General features: G+C 71.1%; 8 protein-coding genes and 2 pseudogenes. 7 read left to right on the top strand and 3 right to left on the bottom strand.

Annotation, left to right across the window (positions count from 1 at the left end; translation table 11 throughout):
• Positions 1–198: 198 nt before the first annotated feature.
• The 3 genes from AB0N90_RS31775 (at position 199) to AB0N90_RS31765 (ending at position 4979) form a co-directional block, all read left to right on the top strand.
• Positions 199–2148, top strand: a complete 1950-nt coding sequence (locus tag AB0N90_RS31775; protein WP_365202438.1) for an IucA/IucC family protein — start codon at positions 199–201, stop codon at positions 2146–2148.
• Between the two features lie 109 nt (positions 2149–2257).
• Positions 2258–2893, top strand: coding sequence for a GNAT family N-acetyltransferase (locus AB0N90_RS31770; protein ID WP_361678164.1), 636 nt, complete (start codon positions 2258–2260; stop codon positions 2891–2893).
• 76 nt (positions 2894–2969) lie between these two features.
• Complete coding sequence (locus AB0N90_RS31765) at positions 2970–4979, top strand: ATP-dependent DNA helicase (protein WP_365202436.1); 2010 nt, start codon at positions 2970–2972, stop codon at positions 4977–4979.
• Positions 4980–5096: 117 nt separating this feature from the next.
• Here AB0N90_RS31765 and lexA read toward each other — a convergent pair whose 3' ends face one another.
• Positions 5097–5876: a transcriptional repressor LexA gene (gene lexA, locus AB0N90_RS31760; RefSeq protein ID WP_037663236.1), complete on the bottom strand. Its 780-nt coding sequence runs from the start codon at positions 5874–5876 to the stop codon at positions 5097–5099.
• Between the two features lie 585 nt (positions 5877–6461).
• On the opposite strand from lexA, the gene nrdR reads away from it, so the two are divergent.
• From nrdR to AB0N90_RS31745, 3 genes and pseudogenes are all read left to right on the top strand, one after another.
• Positions 6462–7031 carry a transcriptional regulator NrdR gene (gene nrdR, locus AB0N90_RS31755; protein WP_361677685.1) on the top strand — a complete coding sequence of 190 codons (570 nt, stop codon included), beginning with the start codon at positions 6462–6464 and terminating at the stop codon, positions 7029–7031.
• 164 nt (positions 7032–7195) lie between these two features.
• Positions 7196–10096 (top strand): vitamin B12-dependent ribonucleotide reductase, encoded by a 2901-nt coding sequence (locus tag AB0N90_RS31750; RefSeq protein WP_361677688.1) that lies wholly within the window; start codon positions 7196–7198, stop codon positions 10094–10096.
• Between the two features lie 286 nt (positions 10097–10382).
• Positions 10383–10532: pseudogene (locus AB0N90_RS31745) on the top strand (protein kinase family protein); the annotation flags it as partial.
• A gap of 15 nt (positions 10533–10547) precedes the next feature.
• Here AB0N90_RS31745 and AB0N90_RS31740 read toward each other — a convergent pair.
• Both AB0N90_RS31740 and AB0N90_RS31735 read right to left on the bottom strand, forming a co-directional pair.
• Positions 10548–11180, bottom strand: a pseudogene (locus AB0N90_RS31740) (protein kinase family protein); the annotation flags it as partial.
• A gap of 20 nt (positions 11181–11200) precedes the next feature.
• A complete protein-coding gene (locus AB0N90_RS31735) occupies positions 11201–11728 on the bottom strand; it encodes a TerD family protein (protein WP_361677693.1) in 528 nt (175 codons plus the stop codon).
• A gap of 150 nt (positions 11729–11878) precedes the next feature.
• Between AB0N90_RS31735 and AB0N90_RS31730 the strand changes: the two genes are divergently transcribed.
• Positions 11879–12484 carry a YdbC family protein gene (locus AB0N90_RS31730; protein ID WP_365202434.1) on the top strand — a complete coding sequence of 202 codons (606 nt, stop codon included), beginning with the start codon at positions 11879–11881 and terminating at the stop codon, positions 12482–12484.
• Positions 12485–12560: the final 76 nt, after the last annotated feature.

Raw genomic sequence — 12560 nt, 5'->3', positions numbered from 1 at the left:
GCCGCCCGCCCGACCGCCCCGAGACCGCCGACGACCCCGGGCCGCCACCTGCTGCCCGTGCGACGCCTCCGGCCACCGCACGGGCCCCGGCCCACGCCACACCGCCGTACCCGCCCCGCCCCTCAGAGCAGCCGCCCTCCCCGACATCGCCGAACCGGTCCCGCCGCCCCGGCCCCGCACCCCTCCCGAGGAGCCGTCTTGAACGCCACCCCCACACCCGACGGCCCCTTCGGCGGTCCCGACGAGCGCGGGGCGCCCGGGACCGGCGCGCCGTACGTCGAGGCGGTTCCGCAGCAGCGCCGGCGGATCGTGGACCCGAGCCGGTGGACCGAGCCCGGCGCGGAGCCGCTGGACGATCCCGACGCCTCGGCCGCCGCGCAGGCCGCCGCCGCGGAGAACCTGCTGCGCTGCTGGGTGCGGGAGACCGGCCTGCGCGCCCCGACGACCGGCACCCTGCGCATCGTGCTGCCCGCCACCGGCACCTGTCTGCTCGCCCCGGTCCGGTACTGGTCCCCGGCCGGCTGGCACCGCTTCGGACCGCCCCGGTTCGCCGACGCGCCCGAGACCGCCCCGCCCGTCGACGCCGTCACCCTCGCGGCGCTGCTCACCAGGGAGAGCGCGGGCGGTGACGACGGCGACCTGGTGGCCCGGGTCGCCGACTCCCTCCGTCGTACCGCCGTCTTCATCCGCGACCGGCGCGCCCGCCCCGCCGACGGCCCCGACCTCTTCCTCGGCGCCGAACAGGCCCTCCTCCTCGGCCACCCCCTGCACCCGACCCCCAAGAGCCGCGAGGGCCTGACGGAGGCCGAGGCCGGCCTCTACTCGCCCGAGACGCGCGGCTCCTTCGCACTGCACTGGCTGGCCGTGGCCCCCGCGCTGCTCGCCACCGACTCGGCCTGGACCGAGCGCGGCCGCCCCGTCCCCGCCGACCACCTCACCCGGCACCTGGCGGGCACCGCCCTGCCCCTGCCCGACGGATACACCGCCCTCCCGCTGCACCCCTGGCAGGCCCGCGAGGTACGGCACCGCGCCCCCGTCGCCGCGCTGCTCGACGCGGGACTCCTCAGGGACCTCGGCCCGGTCGGCCCCGCCTGGCACCCCACCTCCTCCGTGCGCACCGTCTACCGCTCCGGCGCCCCCGCGATGCTCAAGCTGTCGCTGGGCCTGCGCATCACCAACTCCCGCCGTGAGAACCTGCGCAAGGAGCTGCGGCGCGGCGTCGAGGTGCACCGGCTGCTGCGCGCGGGCCTGTTCAAGCAGTGGGGGGCCGCCCACCCCGGCTTCGACATCGTGCGCGACCCGGCCTGGCTCGCGGTGGACGACCCCGAGGGGCGGCCGGTGCCCGGCCTCGACGTGATGATCCGGCACAACCCCTTCACCCCGGCCGACGACGTCGGCTGCCTCGCGGGACTGATCTCTCCTCGGCCGCTCACCGAGGCCACCGCCCTCGACCCCGGCGCCCCCTTCGACCCCGGCACCCCTTGTGCTTCCGGTGCCCCCGGAGCTCCCGACGCCCCCTTCCCACCCATGCGCTCCCGGCTCGCCCTGCTCGTCGCCCGGCTCGCCGCCCGTACCGGCCGTCCCGTCGCCGCCGTCGCCACGGAGTGGTTCCTGCGCTATCTGGAGCAGGTCGTCCGCCCCGTTCTCTGGCTGGACGCCGAGGCGGGCATCGCCCTCGAAGCGCACCAGCAGAACACCCTCGTCCTGCTCGACCCCGACGGCTGGCCCAGGGGCGGCCGCTACCGGGACAACCAGGGCTACTACTTCCGCGCGTCCCGCCGCGCCGAACTCGACGCCCGGCTGCCCGGCATCGGCGAGCACAGCGACACCTTCGTCCCCGACGAGGTCACCGACGAACGCTTCGCCTACTACCTCGCCGTCAACAACGTCCTCGGCCTGATCGGCGCCCTCGGCTCCCAGCACCTCGCCGACGAGCGCCTGCTGCTCGCCGCGTTCCGCCGCTTCCTCACCCACCTCGCCACCGGCCCCACCGCCCTGCGCACCCCCCTGCCCGCCCGGCTGCTCGACTCACCCGTCCTGCGCTGCAAGGCCAACCTGCTGACCCGGCTGCACGGCCTCGACGAACTCGTCGGCCCGGTCGACACCCAGTCCGTGTACGTCGCCATCGCCAACCCCCTGCACCCGTAAGGCCCTTGGGCAGAGCAGAGAGGAACCCGCCGTGCCGCCCACCGATGTGCGCACCGCCCCCACCGAGTTCCTGGACCTCTTCAACGACGGGACTGTCGAATTCACCGACATGACCGTCGAATTCACCGACGGGACCATCGAATCCACCGCCAGGACTCTCGACCTCACCGACGACCTCCTCGACGGCCTCCACGCCTCCTGGGAGCCGGTGCGAACCCCCGTCGGCACCTTCCAGTTGCTCCCCGTCCGCCTCGACCGCGACCTCCCCCTCGTGCACGCCTGGATGAACGACCCCGCCGTCGCCGAGTTCTGGGAACTGGCCGGACCCCGCCACCGCACCGCGGACCATCTGCGCGCCCAACTCGACGGCGACGGCCGGAGCGTGCCCTGCCTCGGCGTCCTGGACGGCACCCCGATGAGCTACTGGGAGATCTACCGCGCCGACCTGGACCCGCTGGCCCTCCACTGCCCGGTCCTGCCCCATGACACCGGCATCCACCTGCTCCTCGGCGCCGCCGGGGACCGGGGCCGTGGACTGGGCTCCGCGCTGCTGCGGGCCGTGGCCGACCTCGTCCTGGACCGGCGCCCCGCCTGCGCCCGCGTCGTGGCCGAACCCGATCACCGCAACACCCCCTCGCTCGCCGCGTTCCTCGGCGCCGGATTCCGGTACGCGGCCGAGGTCGACCTGCCCGGCAAACGGGCCGCGCTCATGATCCGGGACCGGGTGCTGCGCGATGTGCTGTAGCGTCGAGTGAGCGGGGTCTCACCATGGGTGTGAACGGCCTCCGATTGTCGGTCCCGGGCCGTAGGGTGGTCGGGCTATGACAAAGCCCTCCCTCCCCGAACTCCTGCATGCCGCCGTCGCCGCGGTCGGCGGCACGGAGCGCCCCGGCCAGGTGACCATGGCCGAATCGGTCGCCGAAGCGATCGACGACGGATCCCATCTACTGGTCCAGGCCGGCACCGGCACCGGAAAGTCGCTCGGCTATCTCGTGCCCGCGCTCGCGCACGGGGAGAGAGTGGTCGTCGCGACGGCCACCCTCGCCCTCCAGCGCCAGCTGGTCGAGCGCGATCTGCCGCGCACGGTCGACGCCCTGCACCCGCTGCTGCGCCGCCGCCCCGAGTTCGCGATGCTCAAGGGCCGCTCCAACTACCTGTGCCTGCACCGGCTGCACGAAGGCATGCCGCAGGACGAGGAGGACGGCCTCTTCGACCAGTTCGAGGCCGCCGCGCCCACCAGCAAGCTGGGCCAGGACCTGCTGCGGCTGCGCGACTGGTCCGACGAGACCGAGACCGGCGACCGGGACGATCTCACCCCGGGCGTCTCGGACCGCGCCTGGGCGCAGATCTCGGTGTCCTCGCGGGAGTGCCTGGGCGCCACCAAGTGCGCGTACGGCGCGGAGTGCTTCGCGGAGGCGGCCCGCGAGCGCGCCAAGCTCGCCGAGGTCGTCGTCACCAACCACGCGCTGCTGGCCATCGACGCCATCGAAGGCGCCCCGGTGCTGCCCCAGCACGAGGTGCTGATCGTGGACGAGGCGCATGAACTCGTCTCCCGGGTCACCGGCGTCGCCACCGGCGAGCTGACCCCCGGCCAGGTCAACCGGGCCGTGCGCCGCGCCGCGAAACTCGTCAATGAGAAGGCGGCCGACCAGCTCCAGACCGCCGCGGAGGGCTTCGAGCGGCTGATGGAGCTGGCCCTGCCGGGCCGTCTGGAGGAGATCCCGGAGGACCTCGGCTACGCCCTGATGACACTGCGGGACGCCTCCCGGACGGTCATCTCCGCGCTCGGCACCACCCGCGACAAGTCCGTCCAGGACGAGGACGCCGTCCGCAAGCAGGCCCTGGCCTCGGTCGAGACGGTCCACGACGTGGCGGAACGCGTCCTGAACGGCTCGGAGTGGGACGTCGTCTGGTACGAACGGCACGACCGCTTCGGCGCCTCCCTGCGCATCGCCCCCATGTCCGTCTCGGGGCTGCTGCGGGAGAAGCTGTTCGCCGACCGCGCCGTCGTCCTCACCTCCGCCACCCTCAAGCTGGGCGGCGACTTCAACGGCGTCGGCGCCTCCCTGGGGCTCGGCCCCGAGGGCGTCGAGGGCGAGGACCTCCCGCAGTGGAAGGGCCTCGACGTCGGCTCCCCCTTCGACTACCGCAAGCAGGGCATCCTGTACGTCGCCAAGCATCTGTCCCGCCCCGCGCGGGACGGCGATCGCGGTGACATGCTCGACGAGCTGACGGAGCTGATCCAGGCCGCCGGCGGCCGTACCCTCGGGCTGTTCTCCTCCATGCGGGCCGCGCAGCTCGCCGCCGAGGACCTGCGCGCGCGGATCCCCGAGTACCCGATCCTGCTCCAGGGCGAGGAGACGCTCGGCGAGCTGATCAAGAACTTCGCGGCCGACCCGAAGACCTGCCTGTTCGGCACGCTGTCGCTGTGGCAGGGCGTGGATGTGCCCGGACCCAGCTGCCAGCTGGTCGTCATGGACAAGATCCCGTTCCCGCGCCCCGACGACCCGCTGATGAGCGCCCGCCAGAAGGCGGTGGAGGACGCGGGCGGCAATGGATTCATGGCGGTGGCCGCCACCCACGCCGCCCTGCTGATGGCCCAGGGCGCGGGCCGTCTGGTGCGCGCGTCGGGGGACCGGGGCGTGGTCGCCGTACTCGACCAGCGCCTGGCCACGGCGCGGTACGGCTCGTACCTCAAGGCGTCCCTGCCGGAGTTCTGGTACACCACGGACCGCAACCAGGCCCGCAGGTCGCTCTCGGCGATCGACGCGGCGGCGAAGCAGGCGGAGGAAGCGGCGAAGCAGACGGAGGAAGCCGAGGGCCCCTCTTAGGCACCAGGCACCAGGCCCCTCGTACGCCAGGCACCAGGCACAGGCAGGGCCCCGGAACCGGCGCAGAGGTTCCGGGGCCCGGTCAGGGGGCGAGCGGGGGGCCGCTCGCCGCGGGCGTCACACGCGCCGCAGTACGGCGACCACCTTGCCCAGGATGGTGGCGTCGTCGCCGGGGATCGGCTCGTACGCCGCGTTGTGCGGGAGGAGCCAGACATGGCCGTCCTCGCGCTTGAAGCGCTTCACCGTGGCCTCGCCGTCGAGCATGGCGGCCACGATGTCGCCGTTCTCCGCGACCGGCTGGCGGCGCACGGTGACCCAGTCGCCGTCGCAGATCGCGGCCTCGATCATGGAGTCGCCGACGACCTTGAGGACGAACAGCTCTCCGTCGCCGACCAGCTGGCGGGGGAGCGGGAAGACGTCCTCCACGGATTCCTCCGCGAGGATCGGCCCACCGGCGGCGATCCGGCCGACCAGCGGGACGTACGACGCGGCGGGCTTGCCGCTGGTGTCCGTGGGCTGCACCGACACGGCCTGGTCGGAGCCGCGCACCTCATAGGCGCGCGGGCGGTGCGGGTCGCGGCGCAGGAAGCCCTTGCGCTCCAGCGCCATCAGCTGGTGTGCCACGGAGGACGTGCTGGAGAGGCCGACGGCCTGGCCGATCTCCCGCATGGACGGCGGGTATCCGCGCCGCTGCACGGAGTCCCTGATGACCTCGATCACCCGGCGCTGCCGGTCGGTGAGTCCGGAGCTGTCCGCCCGGATGCCTGGAGGTCGGCCCGGCAGGGAGCGCCGGGGCCCCTCGGGATTCGTGGCTTCGTTCATCGCATGTACCGGCTCGACCCGGCCCTGGGAGCGGTCCTGGGCGGTGATGGTGGCACTGTCTGCGGTGGTGGTCACGTCGGCCCCTCTCGATGGTCTCCCTGCTGGACAACGGTAGTTGCTTTCGAAAGGTTGCGCCAAACACACGTTCGAGTGAAAAAGTGCGATTCATCTGTTGCGATCGCGTGTTTGGGTGTATGGGCTGACGCGGCACGGGGCGGGCAAAAGTGCTCTTTGTCGTGCGTTGTACTCTTTCCCGCCGGGGTCGCCGACCTCGTGGGCGCTTCCCCAGTCTGCCATCCGGAACCCGTCCCACCGGGACGCGGGGTCCGTTCTGCGCCGGAGTCCTACGCATCCTCCGTGCGGCGCCCACGGTATCTCCGTATGCGCCACAGGGGTACGGTTCCGCGCCCGCGTGTCCTTTCCGGCCGGCCCGCTCGGACCCCGCGGGGCGCCCCGGACCGCCGTTCCCGCGCGACACGCGCCCCGGCCTCGATGAATAAGCCGATCCCCACATCTAGTGGTTGGATGGCTACAGCAGCCCACAAGTTGTGGTGACCCGGGTCGGAGACGGTTCTGCGATCGCCTATGCTTAGGGCTGCTTCGCGAGGCCCCTGGGGCTCGGCGAGGCCATCGAGTCTGCTGTGAGGAGGGTTGGAGATCATGCACTGCCCCTTCTGCAGGCACCCCGACAGCCGTGTGGTCGACAGTCGTACGACCGACGACGGCACGTCGATCCGCAGGCGCCGCCAGTGCCCCGACTGCTCCCGTCGTTTCACGACCGTGGAGACGTGCTCGCTCATGGTGGTGAAGCGGTCCGGAGTCACCGAGCCCTTCAGTCGTACCAAGGTCATCAACGGCGTGCGCAAGGCGTGCCAGGGGCGGCCGGTCACCGAGGACGCGCTCGCCCAGCTCGGCCAGCGGGTCGAGGAGGCGGTGCGGGCCACCGGCAGCGCCGAGCTGACCACCCATGACGTGGGCCTGGCCATACTCGGCCCGTTGCAGGAGCTCGACCTCGTCGCCTATCTGCGGTTCGCCTCGGTCTACCGGGCGTTCGACTCGCTCGACGACTTCGAGGCCGCCGTCGCGGAACTGCGGCAGGCGACACACGGCCCCACCGCTGACGGGACGGGCCCGGCGGACGAGACGGCCGCGGCCGCGGGGAGCCAGGAAGACGAACGCGGGACCGGCGGGACCTCCCAGGTCCCCCAGCCCGCGCAAGCCGCCGACTGACCGGCGCGCGGGAGACCGGGAGAGGGCCCGGACCCCGGCCGCGAGGCGGCTACCGAAGACCTGTTGCGGGCGGCTGGTGAGGGTGCCCGCAGCACAAGACAGAACACCGTGCCACGGGAACAAACGGGGCACTTCTGGGCGTTTTTGCCCTACAGGGAGGCGGCATGACAGAGACGGCGAGCGGTCCGGCACGAGGTTCCCGCGCCAAGGGCGGCAAGGCGGGAAACAAGGGACTGCACATCGAGCGCATCCACACCACCCCCGGCGTACACCCGTACGACGAGGTCGAGTGGGTGAGCCGTGACGTCGTCATGACCAACTGGCGCGACGGCTCGGTCAACTTCGAGCAGCGTGGCGTCGAGTTCCCCGACTTCTGGTCGGTGAACGCGGTCAACATCGTCACCAGCAAGTACTTCCGGGGCGCCGTCGGCACCCCGCAGCGCGAGACCGGCCTCAAGCAGCTGATCGACCGCATCGTGAAGACGTACCGGAAGGCCGGTGAGGACCACAAGTACTTCGCCTCGCCCGCCGACGCGGAGATCTTCGAGCACGAACTCGCCTACGCGCTCCTGCACCAGATCTTCAGCTTCAACAGCCCGGTGTGGTTCAACGTCGGCACCCCGCAGCCCCAGCAGGTCTCCGCCTGCTTCATCCTGGCCGTCGACGACTCCATGGAGTCGATCCTCGACTGGTACAAGGAAGAGGGCATGATCTTCAAGGGCGGTTCCGGCGCCGGCCTGAACCTGTCCCGCATCCGCTCCTCCAAGGAACTGCTCTCCTCCGGCGGCAACGCCTCGGGTCCGGTCTCCTTCATGCGCGGCGCCGACGCCTCCGCCGGCACCATCAAGTCCGGTGGCGCCACCCGCCGCGCCGCCAAGATGGTCGTGCTCGACGTCGACCACCCCGACATCGAGGACTTCATCGAGACCAAGGTCAAGGAGGAGGAGAAGATCCGCGTCCTGCGCGACGCGGGCTTCGACATGGACCTGGGCGGCGACGACATCGCCTCCGTCCAGTACCAGAACGCCAACAACTCGGTCCGTGTGAACGACGAGTTCATGACGGCCGTCGAGGCGGGCGGCGACTTCGGGCTGCGCGCCCGGATGACCGGCGAGGTCATCGAGGAGGTCGACGCCAAGTCGCTCTTCCGCAAGATCGCCGAGGCCGCGTGGGCCTGCGCCGACCCGGGCATCCAGTACGACGACACGATCAACAACTGGCACACCTGCCCCGAGTCCGGCCGGATCACCGCGTCGAACCCGTGCAGCGAGTACATGCACCTGGACAACACGTCCTGCAACCTCGCCTCGCTGAACCTGATGAAGTTCCTGAAGGACGACGGCGAGGGCCACCAGTCCTTCGAGGCCGAGCGCTTCCAGAAGGTCGTCGAGCTGGTCATCACCGCGATGGACATCTCGATCTGCTTCGCGGACTTCCCGACCCAGAAGATCGGCGAGAACACCCGCGCCTTCCGCCAGCTCGGCATCGGCTACGCCAACCTCGGCGCCCTGCTGATGGCCACCGGCCACGCGTACGACTCCGAGGGCGGCCGCGCCCTGGCCGCCGCCATCACCTCCCTGATGACCGGCACCGCCTACCGCCGCTCCGCCGAACTGGCCGCGGTCGTCGGCCCGTACGACGGCTACGCCCGCAACGCGGACGCCCACAAGCGCGTCATGCGGCAGCACTCCGACGCCAACGGCAAGGCCGTCCGCATGGACGACCTGGACACCCCGGTGTGGGCCGCCGCCACCGAGGCCTGGCAGGACGTGGTCCGCCTCGGCGACAAGAACGGCTTCCGCAACTCCCAGGCGTCCGTGCTCGCCCCGACCGGCACCATCGGTCTGGCGATGTCCTGCGACACCACCGGCGTCGAGCCCGACCTCGCGCTCGTGAAGTTCAAGAAGCTCGTCGGCGGCGGCTCGATGCAGATCGTCAACGGCACCGTGCCGCAGGCCCTGCGCCGCCTGGGCTACCAGGAGGAGCAGATCGAGGCGATCGTCGCCCACATCGCCGACCACGGCAATGTGATCGACGCCCCCGGTCTCAAGCAGGAGCACTACGAGGTCTTCGACTGCGCCATGGGCGAGCGGGCCATCTCCCCGATGGGCCACGTCCGCATGATGGCCGCGATCCAGCCGTGGATCTCCGGCGCGATCTCCAAGACGGTCAACATGCCGGAGACGGCGACCGTCGAGGAGGTCGAGGAGATCTACTTCGAGGCCTGGAAGCTCGGCGTCAAGGCGCTCGCGATCTACCGGGACAACTGCAAGGTCGGCCAGCCGCTCTCCGCCAAGAAGAAGGAGGAGGAGAAGGCCGAGATCACCGAGAAGGCCGAGGACACGATCCGTACCGCGGTCGAGAAGGTCGTCGAGTACCGCCCGGTCCGCAAGCGCCTTCCGAAGGGTCGTCCCGGCATCACCACGTCGTTCACCGTCGGCGGCGCCGAGGGTTACATGACCGCCAACTCCTACCCGGACGACGGTCTCGGCGAGGTCTTCCTGAAGATGTCCAAGCAGGGCTCGACCCTCGCGGGCATGATGGACGCCTTCTCCATCGCGGTCTCCGTCGGCCTCCAGTACGGCGTGCCGCTGGAGACGTACGTCTCGAAGTTCACCAACATGCGCTTCGAGCCGGCCGGTATGACGGACGACCCGGACGTGCGGATGGCGCAGTCCATCGTGGACTACATCTTCCGCCGCCTGGCGCTGGACTTCCTGCCCTTCGAGACCCGCTCCGCGCTCGGCATCCACTCCGCCGAGGAGCGTCAGCGGCACCTGGAGACCGGTTCCTACGAGCCGGCCGACGACGAGGTCGACGTCGAGGGCCTGGCCCAGTCGGCGCCCCGCGCCCAGGAGCCGGCGGCCGTCACCGCCGCCCCGAAGGCCGAGCCCAAGGCCACCGAGCCGGCCCCGAAGCAGGCTCACACCAGCGCCGAACTGGTCGAGATGCAGCTGGGCATCCAGGCCGACGCCCCGCTCTGCTTCTCCTGCGGCACCAAGATGCAGCGCGCCGGCTCCTGCTACATCTGCGAGGGCTGCGGCTCGACGAGCGGCTGCAGCTGACCCTGACCGGACCGCGTCGACCACCCGGTCCGACGCGCTCCACTGAGCCCTGACGACAGTGGGCGCCGACCATAAGGCCGGCGCCCACTGTCGTCGTGTCCGACGGCATCTCGTGTGCCGAGTGCCGCACGCCCCAGGCCTGCGCCTGGGGCGGTCACCCTTGAATGTCCAGGGCGGACGTCCCGGCGCAACCAGTCGGGCGACATCGCCTTGGACGCAGTGGCTTCAAGGTCCAGCCTGCCGCACCCCTGACCCTCGTCCGCTCAGTCCCCACGTGATCCGGCCGGGCGCAGGGTTCATGAACGCTCACGGGCTCGTGCACTTCGACGCCCACTTCCAGAACATCCTGACCGACGGCCGACGCCTCTACTTCGCCGACTTCGGCCTCGCCCTCTCCTCCCGCTTCGATCTCTCACGGTCCGAGACCGGCTTCCTCGGACTGCACCGGGACGGACGTGCCGGCCGCCAGTTCGCGCTCCACCAGGGCGCAGGCCCGGTCGGCGGCCTCCGCACCGGCCCGCACCCGCTCGGTGAACCACTCGTGGAGCGTCCGGGGGATGTGCTCCAGGAACAGCACCAGGCTCGCGGACGACTGCCGAAGGCCCTCGATACGGCGTCGTGCCTCCGGCCCGCCTCCCCAATAGGCCACGGCCCGTTCCACGTCCGCGAGTTCCGGGGCCGGTACGGGCGCGGTGTCCGGCAGCACGCGCCAGTGGTACATCAGCGGAAACCCCCGAAACCGCCCTCCGAGCACCCAGTTCGTCGTCATGATCTGAACGGCGAGCTCCCGCCACGCCCCGAAACCGGGCCCGCCGATGCCGTACTGGCAGAAGCCGGGAAGCCCGAACACATTGGCGGTGGACCGTACATGCTCCGGCCGTCGCTCCAACTCCGTGAGCGGCACCCGCTTCACGAAGACCGGCTTGCCCTCGACCTCCAGCAACGCGCACTTGCCACCGATACCGGTTCCGAGCGGCACGGCGGCATCGACAAGTTCGCCCAGACGGCGGTCACTTCGCAGGGCGAGGGACGCGGCGACGGTGCCGTGGGCGGCCGAGCGCGCGTCGTCCGAAGCGAGGGGCACCGACGACCGGCCTACGCCCGCTACTGCGCGCGCCCCATCACCCGGGTGAAGCTCTCCGGGTCCTCCTGGAAGCCGTGGACGCCGGGATGGAAGATCCATTCGCCCGACTCGTTGCGAACGAACTCGGCGATGGTGGCGGCCGTAGCGTCATGGACGGCGGTGAAGTCGTCCTCGGACAGGACGGTGTAGCCCTCGCGGACGCGCATGGCGGGGTTGAGGACCCCGGAGAACGTACGGCGGACGGGCTGCTGCTGGATGACGACGCCCACCACCACGCGGCCGTACCGCTCGCTGAGCCGCTCGACCTCCAGGGTCATGACCTCGTCCCAGCCGAAGCCCCGCCCGTCCGTGCTGTCCCGGTTGAGGAAGATGGTGCCGTCGGGCGAACGGCTGTCGAAGTGCACCAGATACGCCGGCGCGCCGTACGGGTCCCGCGCGTCGAAGGTCGCCGCGATGATGTCGAGATCCGTGGGCGCCGTACCCGTGGGACTGGGGTCCCACTTGAGCGCGACCTCGACCTTGTGCATTCCCTTGCTGAAACCGGTCACCGGGCCTCCCCTTCCCTGTGGGCACCGCGTCCCCAACTACCGTTCAGCCGAGGATCCTTGCCCATCGTGCCATGTACCCGGCCCCGCGCGCGCGGACGAACTCCACCGGAGCGTGACCGACGCCACGCCCGGTGGCCTTACGATGGCGCGGTGCTGGTCAAGTGGATTCGCTGCACCGTGGTGGACCGCCGGGGGTTCGAGCGGGGGCAGCGGAAATGGGCGGGGCTCCCGGGAGAGCCGGGTTTCCGGGGACAGGGCGGAGGCTGGAGCCGGCGGCGGCCCGACGTGGCGCACATCGTCGCCTTCTGGGAGAGCCGCGCCTTCTACGACTCCTTCATGGCCCGCTCCCACGACCGCCTCGCCGCCGCCCAGGCCGGCACCTTCAAGGACGCCCAGGTCAGACTGTTCGAGTACCGCTTCGACGTGAAGACCGGTTTCGAACCCCGCTTCACCGACTCCGACCTGCTCAGACTCGCCCTGTGCCGGGTCCACGAGGAGCGGGTGGAGCACTTCACCCTCATGCAGGAGAAGGTCTGGAACCCGGCCATGGCGGGATCGCCCGGCATGATCCGCGGAATGTTCGGCGAGGCCCCCGACCAGGAGTTCCTGATCCTGTCGATGTGGCGGGCCGCCGCCGAACACGGCAAGTACCGCACCGAACGGATCGAACGCCTCGCCCTGCGTGCCCAGACCGAGGCGGACATCGCGGCCCTCTCCGGCGACATCGTCGACCTGGAGCCGTCCTGGACGGTCTAGCGGCGAGATACCGGCCGGTCGGTCCGGAAACCGGGTCTGTGACGTGCGCTGTATGGACCCCGTACGATTCCCCGGT

Origin of the sequence: Streptomyces sp. NPDC093018 (assembly GCF_040684035.1) — a bacterium.
In the GTDB taxonomy this organism is placed as follows: domain Bacteria; phylum Actinomycetota; class Actinomycetes; order Streptomycetales; family Streptomycetaceae; genus Streptomyces; species Streptomyces murinus.
The sequence above is the reverse complement of the archived record's forward strand: the minus strand, read 5'-3'. Positions and strand labels throughout refer to the sequence as shown.